16 protein-coding genes are annotated in these 15852 nt (G+C 45.7%); 11 read left to right on the forward strand and 5 right to left on the reverse strand.

What is annotated here, in order from left to right; all coding sequences use genetic code 11:
* Nucleotides 1–209: 209 nt before the first annotated feature.
* Entirely contained in the window at nucleotides 210–1010 is an 801-nt protein-coding gene (locus tag gpAD87_RS00210; protein WP_064635681.1) for a hypothetical protein, read from the forward strand.
* A 218-nt stretch (nucleotides 1011–1228) separates the two neighbouring features.
* On the opposite strand, the gene sspI is transcribed toward gpAD87_RS00210, so the two are convergent.
* Nucleotides 1229–1462, reverse strand: a complete 234-nt coding sequence (sspI, locus tag gpAD87_RS00215; RefSeq protein ID WP_062324046.1) for a small acid-soluble spore protein SspI — start codon at nucleotides 1460–1462, stop codon at nucleotides 1229–1231.
* Nucleotides 1463–1646: 184 nt separating this feature from the next.
* Here sspI and gpAD87_RS00220 point away from each other — a divergent pair, with 184 nt between their 5' ends.
* The 4 genes from gpAD87_RS00220 to gpAD87_RS00235 all read left to right on the forward strand — a co-directional run bounded on the left by gpAD87_RS00220 (nucleotide 1647) and on the right by gpAD87_RS00235 (nucleotide 4708).
* Nucleotides 1647–2309 (forward strand): potassium channel family protein, encoded by a 663-nt coding sequence (locus gpAD87_RS00220; protein WP_064635682.1) that lies wholly within the window; start codon nucleotides 1647–1649, stop codon nucleotides 2307–2309.
* Nucleotides 2310–2410: 101 nt separating this feature from the next.
* Nucleotides 2411–3199 (forward strand): TrmH family RNA methyltransferase, encoded by a 789-nt coding sequence (locus tag gpAD87_RS00225; RefSeq protein ID WP_064635683.1) that lies wholly within the window; start codon nucleotides 2411–2413, stop codon nucleotides 3197–3199.
* 173 nt (nucleotides 3200–3372) lie between these two features.
* Complete coding sequence (locus gpAD87_RS00230) at nucleotides 3373–3960, forward strand: sigma-70 family RNA polymerase sigma factor (RefSeq protein ID WP_064635684.1); 588 nt, start codon at nucleotides 3373–3375, stop codon at nucleotides 3958–3960.
* On the forward strand, nucleotides 3947–4708 hold the full coding sequence (locus tag gpAD87_RS00235) for a DUF3600 domain-containing protein (RefSeq protein ID WP_064635685.1): 762 nt from the start codon (nucleotides 3947–3949) through the stop codon (nucleotides 4706–4708). The genes gpAD87_RS00230 and gpAD87_RS00235 overlap by 14 nt, the downstream gene beginning before the upstream one ends.
* A 78-nt stretch (nucleotides 4709–4786) precedes the next feature.
* Here gpAD87_RS00235 and gpAD87_RS00240 read toward each other — a convergent pair whose 3' ends face one another.
* Nucleotides 4787–5653, reverse strand: a complete 867-nt coding sequence (locus tag gpAD87_RS00240) for an AraC family transcriptional regulator (protein WP_064635686.1) — start codon at nucleotides 5651–5653, stop codon at nucleotides 4787–4789.
* 112 nt (nucleotides 5654–5765) lie between these two features.
* Between gpAD87_RS00240 and gpAD87_RS00245 the strand changes: the two genes are divergently transcribed.
* A complete protein-coding gene (locus gpAD87_RS00245) occupies nucleotides 5766–6923 on the forward strand; it encodes a Gfo/Idh/MocA family protein (RefSeq protein ID WP_064635687.1) in 1158 nt (385 codons plus the stop codon).
* A gap of 85 nt (nucleotides 6924–7008) precedes the next feature.
* On the opposite strand, the gene gpAD87_RS00250 is transcribed toward gpAD87_RS00245, so the two are convergent.
* Nucleotides 7009–8136, reverse strand: a complete 1128-nt coding sequence (locus gpAD87_RS00250; RefSeq protein ID WP_064635688.1) for a glycoside hydrolase family 88 protein — start codon at nucleotides 8134–8136, stop codon at nucleotides 7009–7011.
* Between the two features lie 65 nt (nucleotides 8137–8201).
* Between gpAD87_RS00250 and gpAD87_RS00255 the strand changes: the two genes are divergently transcribed.
* Nucleotides 8202–9149: a helix-turn-helix domain-containing protein gene (locus tag gpAD87_RS00255; RefSeq protein WP_082934956.1), complete on the forward strand. Its 948-nt coding sequence runs from the start codon at nucleotides 8202–8204 to the stop codon at nucleotides 9147–9149.
* 164 nt (nucleotides 9150–9313) lie between these two features.
* On the opposite strand, the gene gpAD87_RS00260 is transcribed toward gpAD87_RS00255, so the two are convergent.
* Entirely contained in the window at nucleotides 9314–9634 is a 321-nt protein-coding gene (locus gpAD87_RS00260) for a winged helix-turn-helix transcriptional regulator (RefSeq protein ID WP_063566151.1), read from the reverse strand.
* Between the two features lie 414 nt (nucleotides 9635–10048).
* Between gpAD87_RS00260 and zwf the strand changes: the two genes are divergently transcribed.
* The 4 genes from zwf to yunB all read left to right on the forward strand — a co-directional run bounded on the left by zwf (nucleotide 10049) and on the right by yunB (nucleotide 14616).
* Entirely contained in the window at nucleotides 10049–11503 is a 1455-nt protein-coding gene (gene zwf / locus gpAD87_RS00265; protein WP_063566150.1) for a glucose-6-phosphate dehydrogenase, read from the forward strand.
* Nucleotides 11504–11905: 402 nt separating this feature from the next.
* The gene (gnd, locus tag gpAD87_RS00270) at nucleotides 11906–12799 is read left to right on the forward strand and encodes a phosphogluconate dehydrogenase (NAD(+)-dependent, decarboxylating) (RefSeq protein ID WP_064635690.1); all 894 of its coding nucleotides are present in this window, start codon (nucleotides 11906–11908) and stop codon (nucleotides 12797–12799) included.
* Between the two features lie 87 nt (nucleotides 12800–12886).
* Nucleotides 12887–13531, forward strand: a complete 645-nt coding sequence (fsa, locus tag gpAD87_RS00275) for a fructose-6-phosphate aldolase (RefSeq protein ID WP_024632668.1) — start codon at nucleotides 12887–12889, stop codon at nucleotides 13529–13531.
* 206 nt (nucleotides 13532–13737) lie between these two features.
* A complete protein-coding gene (gene yunB, locus gpAD87_RS00280) occupies nucleotides 13738–14616 on the forward strand; it encodes a sporulation protein YunB (protein WP_064635691.1) in 879 nt (292 codons plus the stop codon).
* A 125-nt stretch (nucleotides 14617–14741) separates the two neighbouring features.
* On the opposite strand, the gene gpAD87_RS00285 is transcribed toward yunB, so the two are convergent.
* Nucleotides 14742–15812 (reverse strand): M23 family metallopeptidase, encoded by a 1071-nt coding sequence (locus tag gpAD87_RS00285; RefSeq protein WP_064635692.1) that lies wholly within the window; start codon nucleotides 15810–15812, stop codon nucleotides 14742–14744.
* Between the last annotated feature and the right edge of the window lie 40 nt (nucleotides 15813–15852).

The following is a 15852-nucleotide window of genomic DNA, read 5'->3' on the forward strand; positions in this document are numbered from 1 at the left end:
ACCTAATCCCTGATCAGAGGGGTTTAGGTCATTTTTGTCGTTCCCAGCGTTTATATCTCATTAAGGTTTTCCCCCGCATTAGGGAAAAAGGGAGAATAACATTCAGTCATCATTCAGTCGGCTCTCAGGTTAAATTCAGTTTGGCAACCGATGAAATTGAAGTGTACGGTACAGCTACTCAATATGTACACAGAGAGAGGAGATCTATTTTGTCACTATCCATTAACAGGCATTCGATCACAACGTCCTATGATCATTCAGTAAAGGCAAACGAAAACAAGTTAAATAGCCTGGAATACGACACTGCGCAAAGAAAGGCTGCTGATTCACTTGAATTAAGCAAAGAATTTGCAGAATATGCTGGAGGGTTACAGTCCTCACTCCCAACAGAAAACTACAGCAGAACGTACAATCTGAGCGAGGACGCGTTTATACTGACGACGGATCAACAGAAATCGCTGTTATCTGATCTGCAAAGTTATCTGTCTTCTTCAGATGCTTCAGCAGTAACAAATGAGATTGGTGGCAGCACGGTGAACCCTTTGGCTTCCATATCTGATTTGTTATCCGGTCAGGACCTTTCAGCAGCAACGGATGAGGATATCTCCGATCTGTTTGACCAAGTAGCTGAAATCATTCAAAGCCAACGCCCTGAACCCCCGCCAGGAAATGATTCACCGCGTTCTGATCGCAATGGAACACCTCCAATGATGCAAGCCATGGGTGGGATTAAGCCGCCATTTGCATGGAATATTCAAGAAAATTCTAACGAGCAGAACCAAGATAACACAATGAACAACGAGCTTACTGTTGATGAAAAGAAATCCTTGCTGAGTGAGTTGCAAAATCTCATTACCAGCTCGGGATCAGGGGCTGCCTCTTCGGGTGAGGATGAAGAGAATGATCTGCTGGCTGCACTTAAGAATGCATGGGGGAATACGGACACATCCACTGCTGGAGATGAAGAAATATCGGCTCTGTTTGAAAAAATCGCTAAATTTTTTAATTGAGCGGTTTTCCTTTTCTAAAACATTGGTATACACAAACAAGGTACTGCCTCCTGAGTTATGCTCAGTGGCTGTACCTTGTTTGGTTGGGGAGCCTAATTAGTCTACAGGGAGATAACTGCCTTACTCTTGGAGCAAGGCATTATCCTGACCAATGAGCCAAAATCCTTCTTTGCAGACAGAACAACGTGATGATGGTACCTTTCCCTCCAAGGCTTCAATTATCTGATGGGTTGAACGGGAATGGTGTGCAGATGCTCCTGCGCGATTTGAATTAATTCTTCCTGCTTGGCAGGTTCCGTGTTCTTCCAGATCATTTCGAAAATGGCACCAAGTCCGGGTAATGCTGCTTCCGGTCCATCTACAGAACCTTCGATCATCTCCCGGAGCTGATCATCACTTTTATCATGAACCTTATGAACAATCGCTTCACGCAGGCTTAATGTAATTGGCATCGCAAGTCCCTCCTCGTATATTCGGCTGCTCTAATACTGTTCCCTGGGAAGCGTGAGCGCATTCAAGTTTATTGGGCTTTGTGGTATACTACGAAGGATATTTAAGTAAACATTCACCCTTTAATTGAAAAATGGACTACCAATAGATGCGTAATGCTGAAGTGCAGCGGGAGGTTAGACCCTAATGGCAAAAAAACAATATGCCGTCATTGGCATGGGGCGGTTCGGATCAAGTGTAGCCAATGCCCTGAGCGGCATGGGATTCGACGTATTGGCAATTGATGCGGACGAGCAGCGGACCCAGGAAATGTCCAATGTGGTGACTCATGCCGTATCGGCAGATTCAACGGATGAAGAAGCGCTGCGGGCGCTGGGTATACGGAATTTTGATGTCGTCGTTGTGGCGATTGGTGAAGATATTCAGTCGAGTATTCTCACGACCCTTATTCTGAAGGATATGGGTGTACCTGTTCTGATTGTAAAAGCACAAAATGAGCTTCATGGTAAAGTATTGCAGAAGATCGGAGCGGACAAGGTAATTTATCCTGAGCGGGATATGGGACTACGCGTAGCCCATCATCTGACATCTCCAAACATTCTCGATTACATCGAGTTATCTGAGGATTACAGCATTTTGGAGATGAGAGCGTCCGAGCAAATGATTGGTAAAAATCTGCTGGAGCTAAATATTCGTGCTCGTTTCGGGTGTAACGTGATGGCGATCCGCAGTGGGAATTCGATGAATATCTCTCCGTATGCGGAAGATCGGATTGCGGACGGGGATGTGCTGATCATCGTTGGTCACAAGGACCATTTGACGAAAATGGAGCTTGCGTATCCAAAGTGATAAGTATAATGATGGGATGATGAAGCAATCTTTAGGCGGGAAATTTCAATTCGTCATGTAACATGTTGATAAAAAATCCCGCAGACGGGAAGGATGGAAAGATGGATATTGTATCACCGCAAAATACACGTGTGAAGGAATGGGCACAGCTGCTGGAGAAAAAGCACCGTACCCGTCAACATAAATATATTATTGAAGGTATTCATCTCGTACAGGAAGCGCTGCGTGCCGGGGCAGATCTGGAATGCATCGTTTACGATGGGGAGCAGGGTGTACCCAAGGAACTGGCTGGACTGGAGGCTCCACTTCAGCGTGTGGAATGGATCAGTGTATCTCCTGCAGTTATCGCCAAGTGTACGGATACAATGACACCCCAACCTGTTTTTGCCGTTGTACATAAAGGTCGTGAGCCGCTTCAAAGCTTGTTGTCTTCCTCCAAGGGGCTGGTCGTTGTATTGGACAATGTTCAGGACCCTGGTAATGTGGGAACGATCATTCGCAGTGCGGATGCAGCGGGAGCGGCAGGAGTTGTGCTCGGTGCTGGTTGTGCGGATGTCTATAATCCGAAAACGATCCGTTCAACGATGGGGTCATTGTTTCATTTGCCAATTGTAGAAGGTCAGCTGGAGTCGTTGCTTCCTGAAGCGAAGGCTGCGGGTGTAAAGTTGGTTAGTACGTCTTTACAGGCGGAGTATTCGTGCTACAGTTATGATTTTACACAATCGGTGTGGCTTGTGATTGGTAATGAAGGCAAGGGTATATCGGAGTCTACTGCACAACTGGTGGACGATGCAATTACAATTCCGATGCAGGGACAGGCAGAGTCACTTAATGCCGCGATGGCGGCGACGATCTTGTTGTTTGAGGCAATGAGGCAGCGGATGGTTTAGCCCATGAATAATATACTTCATGTTCATATGAAGTAAGAAATATAAGCTTATTCCTACTCGACCGATGAGTGAGGAATAGGCTTTTTTCTATAGTCGGAGAAGTTGAAATAAATAAATCGAACGATATGGAGCTGGTATGCCAATATATAGTGTAAGGAGGAAGGGGATGGATAATGAGTGAGGCAGAAAAGTACATAAAACTTGTGGAATTAACCCGGGCTGGAGATTACGAAGCATACGGGGAGTTATATGAGCAAACGGTGAAGGATGTGTATCGCACTGTGCGTTTTCTGATTCGTGACTCATCTGACGCGGAAGATCTGGTACAGGAAATTTATAGTCAGGCCTACCGGTCCTTAGAGGGATACGATTCGGAGAGAGCGTTTCGTCCCTGGTTAATGGGTGTGACGATGCGGCAGGTTCGAAGTTACCGGCGCAGACGATTGACTCAATTTCGTTTTAGCAAGCGGATGGAAAAGTCTGATACTGGGCTGGAGTATGATTTTTCGGGTGACTTAATCAACAAACTGGCAAATCGCCCTCTGCTTGAACAGGTGCACCGATTGCCATACAAGCTGCAGCAGGCCATCACTCTTCACTATTTGAACGAGTACACACAAGAAGAGATTTCATGCATATTGGATATTCCGCTAGGAACGGTGAAATCACGTATTCATGCGGCATTAACCAAGCTGAGGCAGAATCAGAAGTTGGACCTAGGTATTCGGGGAAAGGTGGAGGATTTGCATGAATCTCGATGAACAGCTGCGAACAGCCTACCAGGAAGAGACTAAAGACTGGACAATTCCTGAGAGAACAAAACATAAAATCATGAATGCTATTCGAAGTGAATCACATCTCAAAAAACATCGGAAAAAATGGTTGATTACTGTACTGCTGGCTGCTGTGCTCATCATTCCTACTGGAGCCTATGCGGGGTATACTTATTTGGCAAACGAAATGTATGGTTCACAGGAAAATATATCAGCGGTGGGTGGAACATCGGAAGATTACATGAGACTGGAAGCGAAGTTGCAGACAGCCAAAGCACATTTAAGTGAAGAGGAATTCATTCAATTTATGGGTCTGATGAAGCAAATGGGGCAAATGGCTTTAAAGTATGCGGATCAACATGGAGAGATGCACCCCGAGCAATGGAATGCCACAGAACAGACGGAGTTTAATCGTCTTACTGCAGAACTGGAACCATTTTTTAAAAAGCTGGAAGCAGCAAGTGTAGACTCTCCAAAAGAACCTATGGACCAGGAGCAATTTTGGAAGGAACAGCTAGCAATGGCAGAGACGAAGTTTCCAAAGGAGCAGTTTACCGAGTTCAAATCGTTATATGAACAGATGAAGCAGTATGAAGCCATGGTGATGGATCAGGATGGGAACATCCATGAAGAACGATTGTCTGCGGAGCAGAAGGAAGAACTGCAACAGGTACGCGAGCGAATATTCCTCTTCTTGGAGAAGTTGGGTCTTGATGTTCGTAAGCCGGGTGAGTAACTAAGGTAGATATTTAGTAACTAAGGAGCGAAAGGATGTCATTCCTTTTGCTCCTTTTCGTTTCGTAGGATAATCTTCTTATCTGCCCTGCACTTTCATCCGATACTGATGCGGCGTGGTGCCTGTTGCATTGCGGAAGACTTTGCAGAAATAAGATGGGCTGGACATGCCTACACGGTGGCCTATTTCGGGAACAGTGTGTGTAGTGCTCGTGAGTAACACACAAGCATGACGAATACGTGTAGCTTGGGTGTAAGCAACGATGGTGGTGCCGGTAGCTTTTTTAAATATATGGGACAAATGATAGGGCGAGAGATGCAGTGTATTTGCGATATCCTCCAGACGAAACGGTTCATTGTAGTGCTCTTCAATCCACTGCATGACAGCCTCAGCATGAGGATGCAGAGCGGGAGGACTCGTTGGGAGCGTAGTAGAGCTGGGATACTGCCTATCCTTCCAAAGGTAGCGAAGCTGTGCGAGCAGTCCAAGTAAAAAGAGTCGTGTATCCTCTTCCACTTCATGTGGAAGTAATGTAGGTAGAATATCGGCAAATTGCTCAACCATCTGGACCAGTGGGGATGAAGCGGAAAGACGAATCGGTTGAAGCGGAGATGTTTGCCCGAGAAGGTCCATTGTAAAACGATTTGCTACGGCAAATTGCCGAGAGTGCGGGTTCAGCAGGTGCTGCTCATACATCAGTACGCTGCGGATAAAGGGATGTTCTTTCGTGACTTGAATCTGGATCTGATGCAGCTGAAAAGGGCGGAATATCATCAGTGTACCCGGTTCAAGGGAGAATGCCTGACCCTCGGTTATTAGCTGTCCATATCCATCATGGATATACGTGATTTCCATTTGTGAATGAGCGTGAAAAACCTCTCGGAACGCAGTGGTGGAGGTGCGACGGCATGCCAGATTAAATTGATCCTCAGTGATGATGGCCATTAGGAATGCCTCCCCTTCAAGAGCGCAATATAGTTTTATTTTATCACAAGATGAACGCATAAAAGCGCTTTATTATTGTGTATTGTGAAGGGAATAAGGGAGGTATGCATTCATGTTGAGAGTGGCCATTATTGGAGCAGGCGCGATCAGTGCAGCGCACATTACAGCGTATTTGGCATTTCCTGAACGATGCCAGATCGTAGCTGTGGTGGATATGTACACGGAAAAAGCACAGAAACAAATTAACGAATATGGTTTGAAAGGAGCACGAGCTGTTACCGATTATCATGATTTACTGGATCAAAACATTGACTTGGTTTCGGTCTGTACTCCTCCGTATACCCATGCACCGATCACATGTGATTTTCTGCATGCAAGTACACATGTGCTTGTCGAAAAACCAATGGCCTCTTCTTTACAAGAGGCGGATATGATGCTGGAAGCGGCGCAAAAGAGTGGTAAGCTGCTATCGGTTGTGGCGCAGAATCGTTTTACGACACCGATGATGAAACTAAAAGATGTGTTGGATAGCAAACTTATGGGTCCCATTGTCCACGTACAGGTCGATTCGTTATGGTGGCGGGGCCATAATTATTATGATCTGTGGTGGCGTGGTACATGGGAAAAGGAAGGTGGAGGCTGTACTCTTAATCATGCGGTACATCATATTGATGCGATGCTTTGGATGATGGGTCCTCCGGTGGAATTGCAGGCCATTATGGCGAATACGACTCATGATAATGCCGAAGTAGAGGATATTTCCATGGCGATGCTTCGTTTCCAAGAAGGAGCACTTGGTATGATCACCAGTTCCGTGGTACACCATGGAGAGGAGCAGCAGTTGATTTTTCAAGGTAAAGAGGCCAGGGTATCTGCGCCTTGGAAGGTCGTTGCTTCTACGGCACGAACGAATGGATTCCCAGAACCCAATCCAGATCTGGAACAACAGATTCAGAAACTCGCTGACGAATTACCAGATGTTACTCATGTGGGGCATGCCGGGCAAGTAGAGAATGTGCTGAACTCCATTGAGACAGAATCACCGCTTCTGGTGGATGGGAAGAGTGGTCGGAATACACTGGAACTCATTGTTGGTATCTATAAATCGGCTAGTACGGGAGAGAAGGTTACTTTTCCACTAGAGGGAGAGGATGCTTTCTATACAAGGGAAGGGATTATGAAAAATGCGGTGCATTTTTATGAAAAAAAGACAGCCGTGGAGAACTTCGAGGATGTGGATATTACGTTAGGGAGAAAGTTGGAGTCTTAGTTAAATAAACATGGAAAAGAGGCCAGTCCCACAGATATTGTGAGATCTGGCTTCATTTTATTGGAGTTCTATTTACAAAACAAAATCAATACACCCGATGTTTCCATCCATTCAACTTCGCGATGGCCTCCAGATAATAATAATCTCCATAGATCAGGGAGACATCGATGAAGGAATTGCCGCTGCCTGTGGCGTGCAGCAGAATCGATTCATGCTCTGGCTGATCCCAGACTGCATAGTTCTCTGTTAAGGAACGCAGAATTTGTTCGGCTGCATCGGCATAGAGTCGTTTTTCACCTTCAGGAACGGCGGCGGCCAGTTCCAGCAGACCGGATGCGGCGATTGCTGCTGCAGAGCTATCTCGGGATTGACCATCCAGGGTAGGAAGTCTGAAATCCCAGTAAGGTACATGATCCTCTGGAAGCGCAGCAATAAAGTAATGGGCGATTCGTTTCGCTGTGTTCAGGAAACGCTCATCCTGGGTATAACGATACGTATTGGCAAACCCATATAATCCCCATGAGGTACCACGACTCCATGAGGATTCAGGAGCATATCCCTGTCCGCCAAAACATTCAATATAACGACCATCCTCCGGGTCAAAGGAAAGGATATGTTTGGTCGATCCGTCTTCACGAACACCATACTGCATGGTCGTCTCTGCATGGCTAATGGCAATATGTTTGTAGCGGGGATCTCCCGTCACTTCTGAAGCCCAGAACAACAAAGAGATATTCAGCATGCAATCAATGATGGCCCAGCCATATTTGTCTTCATTCCACGCACGAATGAATTTGCCTGCCGGGTTATAGCGTCCTGCAAGGAAATTGGCTGCCTCCAGACCACGTCTGAGAGCGTCTTCATCACCTGTAATTTTATGTTTGATCACAGCAGTAGAGAGAAACTGGAAGCCAACATCGTGATGAAGCTCTCCTGTTGGTCTTATAAACCATTGTTCCAGAGTTTCATCCCACGACCATGCCGCATCCCGGTAGCTTTCCTCTCCTGTCATATCGTACATAATCCACAGCATACCCGGCCAGAAACCTGAAACCCACCAATCGGTGTTGATGTTATCATACTTCCCATCATCGCCGGCAAAATGAGGACATTTATTCCCAATGTTTTTTTTCATCTCGGGCAATTTGTTTTCCAGCTTCTGCATAACTTCCTGCCAATATGTCGTAGTTACGGCGGATTCTGCCTTGGCCATTAGATAACCTCCTTAGGGTTAATTAGAAATTAGATAACGCTTTCCTATAAGGAGATTATATCTTTTTGAAAACTTTAAAAGTTGTGTTAGGATATGAAGAAATGTTGCTCTGTTGTCATTGTGAAGAAGGGGGAACGAGAGTGTTTGAACCTGTGGATTTTGAGGGAAATACTTTGGTGTGGGATTATCAAATTAAATCGGTAAACGAATTCAAAGGATATTATCATTGGCATCAATGCGGGGAAATTCTCTATGTGCATGAAGGGCAAGGCATTGTGGTATTGAATAATCATACCTATCCCATTCGTAAAGGCATGCTCTTCTTTTTTCAGCCATATCAGCTGCATCACGTCTATGCCGAGGTTCATCCAGATACACCATATGAAAGGAACATTTTCTATGTAGAGCCCATTATAATGGACCGATATTTGGAAGCGTTCCCGCATCGCCGTGCTTTTTTTTCGAGGTTATGGAAAGGAAGGAATCAACAGCAGGTTTTTGATTTGAGTTTATCTATGGATCAGCTGGATTGGGTATACAGAATTTATCACCAGTCACGCAGTCGGGTTGGGGGAGAATGGGAGGAATCGGTGCTGTTTTTGCTACAACTATTGAATGTTATGGATCAACAAAATGACGGGGAACAGGCGAGTCAACCACACTTGGTCGAATCACGTCAATTAAGACATGCGGAGAAGATGATGCATTGGATTGAAGAGCACTACATAGATGAAATCAGACTGGATCATATGGCGAATGATATTCATTTATCCAAGTCTTATGCTTCCCGTATCTTTCAGCAAGAAACAGGAAGCAGTATTACGGACTACGTCACAGCCCGAAGACTCAAGCAGGCATATCTTCTGCTGGAAACGACAACTCTTTCCGTTGAAGAGATTGGCAGACGAGCTGGATTTCCCAATGGCTCTTATTTCATTCAATTATTTCGCAAGTCGGCGGGAACCACTCCGCTACAGTATCGGCAGCATTTTGAACGCAGCAGCAGACATTAAATCATATGAGTGTAACTGCTGATGTTATTAAAAGTAGCGTCAGCACTTATCGTGATGAAATTTAAAGCGTTATTTTAAAATTCTCAATATGTCGTAAGTTAAAGTGAAATAAGTTCCTTCTCTAAAATAGAATGAGACACCTATACTTCCCTCAAAAGTACGTGCTACAGCCACTTATCGGCCCATCGTTCTACGGAGCTTAATGCGCGCCCCAGCTCTGTGCCTTTGCGGGACAACATATATTCTGTCCGAACAGGGCGTTCCGTAACCACGTGACGGACGACCAGCCCCTCTTCCTCCAGTTCCTTCATCCGTTCATTAAGTACCCGTTTGCTCAGGTCCGGGATATAAGCGTGAATTTCACTGAATCGTTTGGGTTCTTCCATCAATGTATGAATAATGAGGGCTACCCATTTCCGGCCAATGATCTGATAAGACTGTTCCACCTTTTCGCATATTTGCTTGGCATTCTCATCATCGCTCATAATAGTACTCCTTTGATTTAGTTATGCTTATTATAGCATTAGTATACTTATTGTAACCTGAGTGTCCACAAGCCCTATGTGTAAAATGTCACATACCAATTGTTCTTAATGTTACCACATAAAGCGTTAACATTAAATAAAAACCCTATAAACACTGGTGTTCACAGGTTGGACACGATTGTTGACGAATTGTGACGACAGGTGTAAGATGGGTAACGTCAATTCAATTGGTTACAATTTATAACCTTGATTAAGGTTGTGGAGAGAAGGAATGTTCCATGTTTAATTCAGGTCAGATACACAAGCGGAGGTAAGGCGGGGAACTCCCCCACTAATTCCGTCTTTTGTCATGCTTGGATTTGAACATTTTGTATCATCATATACTATACTGCACAGATCACAGGAGGCACTCCAATGGACGCAATGACATTTGTCCTCTTCGGGGCAACAGGCGATTTAGCCAAACGTAAGATTTACCCTGCATTATATAATTTGTACATTGATTCGAAAATGCCGAAATCCTTCTCCGTTATCGGTCTTGGACGGCGTGAATTGTCGGATGCTGACTTCCAGGCGAATGTCGAAAAGTCATTGCATACCTTCTCCCGTCAAACACCGGAAGAAGAAGCTCAGGTTCGCGACTTCATTGGAGCTTTCCGTTATTGTTCTTTAAATAATACGAAGCTTGAAGATTACACCAAATTGCTGGAACTGGTTCAGAAACGTGAACAAGAGCTCAATATTCCCGAGAATCGCATGTTCTACATGTCGGTCGCACCGGAATTCTTTGAGCCAATCGCACTGAACATTCAAGAAAGCGGCTTGGGTAACACCAAAGGCTGGAAGAAACTCATCATCGAAAAACCATTCGGACACGATTTGCAATCTGCTCGTGATCTGAACGAAAAATTGAGCAATACATTTGCGGAAGAAGAAATTTACCGTATTGACCATTTCCTTGGTAAACCGATGGTTCAAAATATTGAAACCCTCACTTACGCGAATCCGGTCATTCAGGCTTTGTGGTCCAATCGTTACATTGCAAATGTACAGATTACGGCAAGTGAAACGGTTGGTGTTGAAGAACGTGCCGCGTATTATGACCAAAGCGGTGCCCTTCGTGACATGTTCCAAAACCATATGCTTCAGTTGCTGATGATGATTGGTTTGCATTTGCCAAAACGCTGCACACCAGAAGAAATTCAATTCAAAAAGCAGAAGATCGCTGAAGCTCTTCGTCCGTTGACGAAAGAGAATATCGCTTCCGAAGTCGTTCGTGCCCAATATGGAGCAGGCGAACTGCAAGGTACTTCTGTTGTTGGATATTTGGACGAGCCTGACATTCCAGCTGGTTCTCAGAATGAAACATATGTTGCGGCGAGATTGTGGATCGATGATCCATTCTGGAGTGAAGTTCCATTTTATATTCGTACAGGCAAACGCCTGGCTGAGAAATCAACCAGAATTGTTGTTGAATTCAAGGCTCCACTGAAAACAGGTCATGAATCCGAAAATACAACAGAGCCTAACTTGCTGACGATTGAAATTGGTCCGAAAGAAAGCATCTCGCTTCAATTAAATGCGAAAAACCCACTCAACCAAGGCGAAGTGGAACCTATGCATATGAGCTTCAACTCAGGTGAACGCAACATTCCGGAAGCTTATGAAAACCTGATCTTTGACGCGATGCGTGGAGATTCTACATTCTTTGCTCACTGGAACGAAGTTGAACTGGCTTGGCAATGGGTACAGCCGATCTTGGAAGCATTCCAAGAGGGTAGTGTGCCACTCGATACGTACAGCGCAGGTTCGCAAGGTCCTGAATCAGCAGATCGTCTGATTGCAGAGAACGGCTACCGTTGGTGGTAAAAGTAGTGTAAGAGCAGCATTAGAGAAGAGAACACTACTATCTATTCTGCTCGATGATATACAAATTTTTACGAATTACACCGTTCCAATTTTGCATAAGTCCTTCCGGTAATACCCGGAAGGCCGCGAAAATTTTTAAATATAGATTAGTTGGCTCAATCTAAATCAGTTCGTAACAATTACGCGCGAGTAGTGTAGGGGACGAAATCGATTCTGAAGAAGCGAAGCGTGCGCCTTTATCCCCGGATTTCCCCCTTTAGAGGGTAATGAAAAGAAATCTGGGGGTAAGAGCGATCGAAAGAACGATTCGTAACCGGAACGGTTACTGCGCCACATGGTTAAGCACTATTTTGGAATTGGCCAGATAAAAATTAGAAATGTTCATAACAGGAGGAACTAGCAATGAAACTTGGACTTATTGGATTAGGTAAAATGGGATTGAACCTGGGTAGAAACCTGATTGACCACAAACATGAAGTGGTTGCTTTTGATCTTAACGCTGCAGCTGTTAATGAAATGAAAGAATACGGCGCAGCAGGCGTATCTTCTTATGCAGAAATGGTGGCTTCCCTTGAATCCCCACGTGTATTGTGGATCATGGTTCCTCACAACGTGGTTGACGCTGTACTGGCTGAAGTGAGCCCACTGTTGTCCAAAGGCGACATCATCATCGAAGCGGGTAACTCGCACTACAAAGAGTCCATCCGTCGTTACGAAGAAATGAAACCTAAAGGCATTCACTACATGGATGCTGGTACATCCGGCGGTATGGAAGGCGCACGTAATGGCGCATGTTACATGATCGGTGGCGATCCTGAAGCTTGGGCAGTAGTTGAGCCTGCGTTCAAGGATACTTCCGTTGAGAATGGTTACCTGTATGCAGGTAAAGCGGGTAGCGGTCACTTCCTGAAAATGGTTCACAACGGTATCGAGTACGGCATGATGGCTTCCATCGGTGAAGGCTTCGACGTATTGGAGAAAAGCGGCTTCGATTTCGACTTCGAACAAGTTGCTCGCGTATGGAACAACGGTTCCGTTATCCGTTCTTGGTTGATGGAATTGACAGAGCGTGCATTCTCCAAAGATGCTAACCTGGACGAAATCAAAGGGGTTATGCATTCTTCCGGTGAAGGACGTTGGACAGTTGAAACAGCATTTGATCTGCAAACTGCTACACCAGTTATCGCGTTGTCCCTGTTGATGCGTTACCGCTCCCTGGAAACAGACACGTTCACAGGTAAAGTTGTCGCAGCATTGCGTAATGAATTTGGCGGTCACGCTGTAGAAAAAAATTAATTCATATATAACTGTTAACATATACGGATAATCGGGTAATGATGAGTATAGTTGTTTACAAAATTCATCAAGTGGAGGGAACATATCATGAAATTTTTCTTAGATACAGGTAATGTTGAAGAAATCAAACGGATCGAACGTCTGGGTCTGGTGGATGGAGTCACGACCAACCCGTCTTTGATTGCCAAAGAAGGTCGCGTATTTAAAGAAGTGATTCAGGAGATCTGTGGTGTTGTTAAAGGCCCGGTCAGTGCTGAAGTGATCGGACTTAAAGCCGAGGATATGTTGAAGGAAGCTTATGAAATTGCAGAATGGGCACCGAATGTAGTGATTAAACTACCGATGACCGAAGATGGACTCTATGCTTGTCATGAACTGACCCAAAAAGGAATTAAAACCAATGTAACGCTGATCTTCTCTGCAGCACAGGGTCTGATGGCGGCAAAAGCTGGCGCAACATACATCAGTCCATTTGTTGGCCGTCTGGATGATATTGCGGTGGATGGCATGAAGCTGATTCGCGATCTGCGTCTCATTCTGGATACGTACGATTTGCCTTCCGAAATTATTGCAGCAAGCATCCGTAATATCAAACATGTCGAGGATGCAGCTCTTTCTGGTGCGCATATCGCGACCATTCCGGGTTCGCTCCTGCCAACATTGTGGAAACACCCGCTGACAGACAGCGGCATTGAGCGTTTCCTGAAAGACTGGGAGTCCGTTCCGAAATAATAAAATGTGGACAGGGATCTGATTCCTCAGAGCCATATTCCATTAAAAAGCCTTCCGTCATGCAGAGAAAATCTGCTGGCGGAAGGCTTTTTTAGTTGTAAGTGATGATATCCCTGTACGAGCAGGTGCTGTCCTTCTTTTTTGGGACAACAGTGCATAAGGATAGTATATAGCCTATAGCTCATCCCGCAGGGGAGGGACGCCCGATGATGAGAAGACGATGGCGAAGCCGAAGACGCCGCAAGCCGCCAAGTGGAAGGCGCAAAATGTGGTTGATTATTTTATTGGTAACAGCGTTTTGTTTGATGCAGGGTTTTGCCTATGTAGATAAGAAAATGAAACCGCCCATCATGCACCTGGCTAAAATCAGAGTAAAGCAGATTGCAACGGAAGCGATCAACAAGGCGATTACAGCACAGGTTTCCGAAGGCAAATCCACTGAAGGATTGATTGACTGGAAAACCGATACGGCTGGGAAAGTGTCCGGATTCATGCTGAATTACGATGAGCATATGCGGATCACTGCGAGTACGATGAACATCGTGCAATCCACTTTGCAGAACGTGCATATGTTAAAAGAAAAAATTCCGCTGGGGCAGGCGTTGGGCAGTCCGGTACTGGCATCCTTTGGTCCAAGTATACCGGTTCGTATTGAGCCTCAGGGAGCCGTCAAGGTGGATCTGAACACCCGTCAGCAGAATGCCGGTATAAACATGATTCTGGTGGAAGTGTACATTCACATCATTGCCGAAGTCGCGGTAGTGGTGCCCTTTGACATGGAACCCGAGACCGTTGATACGGAAATTCCGATATCTTACCTGTTGGTGGTCGGGGATGTGCCGATGTACTACTACGATAATCAGGGCAAGCCGGTGGGCAGCAACGGCAGCAATGCACCCGCGATTGCACTGCCATCGGGTCAGACGGGTGTTTCGAGTGGTCATGGAGGAACGCCTAATTCAACCTCTCCCAATCAGCAGCAGGCTCCAGCAAACGGTCTGAACGGAAATGGACTGGAGGTTGAGCCGGAGGATTTGTCTGATCCCAATGAGGGATTCCAGCTTGACGTGGATGTGAACCACTAATGAGTCAAAGGCAAATATCGAATAAAAAAAACGGGGCCCCTATCATAGAGGTCCCGCTTTACATTAAAAATCATCACAATACTAAATAGATACTTCTTATCCTTGGTTCCATCCTCATTTTTGCCTCATTTGCCTTTGGCTTTTTTCTGTTTGCGTTCTTCCTGCTCCCAATGCTTCAGATTCGGGTAAGGGTCGAACGACCATTCATTCAGCCCGCTGTCACGATAAATGCCATAGTGCAGATGAGGAGGGAACTTGCCTTGTGTACCCGGTTTTCCATACCCTGAACTACCCACCCAGCCCAAAACCTGACCAGGGGTAACCACTTCGCCGATATGGGCGTTTTTGTCGAAGCCGGATAGATGAGCGTAGTAGTGGTAATGGTTGTTCAAATCACGAATACCGATACGCCAGCCGCCAAACGGATTCCAGCCTTTGATTTCCACGACACCGTAACAGGTACTGCGCACAGGCAGGCCATGCGGTGCAAAAATATCTGTGCCCTCATGAATACGGTACCCGCCCCAACTGCGTTTGGTTCCCCAGGTGCTGCGATATGAATAGTTGGTTCCGAGAGGGACGGGAAAGGCGTGACCAAAGAGATCGAGGCTGTCAAAATGCTCATATAATTTCGCGAATTGCTGAATGCGCTGCACAGCCCGGGAGTTATGATAATATTCCCACAGAGCGATGTTGAAGTCCTCCGGCTTGTTCCCATAATTCTGAACAATGGAAGCCATGCTGTAAAGTACGTCCAGGTCATTATTGGCATCTGCTACGCCATCACCAGAACCGTCACGACCATATCCATTGAAAAAAACAATGGAACCCGGTTGTTGATCCGTTTCATTCGGATTTAGCCAGCCTCTCCAGGCTGGGGAGGTCATGAATATGCCGGTCAGCCGTTCCGGATGTTTACGATCTTTCGGATGAGCACGCGAGATGGTTCGTTCATATTGATCAATCGCTGCGAGCCTGTACCAGGGAATTTGGGTCATCTGACCAATGCTTTCATATAGATGTCGGCGCGATGCGAAAATGTCCGCTGGTTTTTGCTCTACAGCCTGAGGTTTGGAATCAGCGGCGGTGGGTTCACCGTAAACATCAACAGGCAAGAATGGGAGAAGCAGTGTGCCTGCAAGCAATGTTTTGATCCAAAAGGAATAAGTTAACCGCGATGTAAAGCGATCTTGCACAGGGAAGCAGCCCCCTTTCCAATGAGATGATGCACATGGT

The organism is Paenibacillus sp. AD87 (assembly GCF_001659845.1).
In the GTDB taxonomy this organism is placed as follows: Bacteria; Bacillota; Bacilli; order Paenibacillales; family Paenibacillaceae; genus Paenibacillus; species Paenibacillus marchantiae.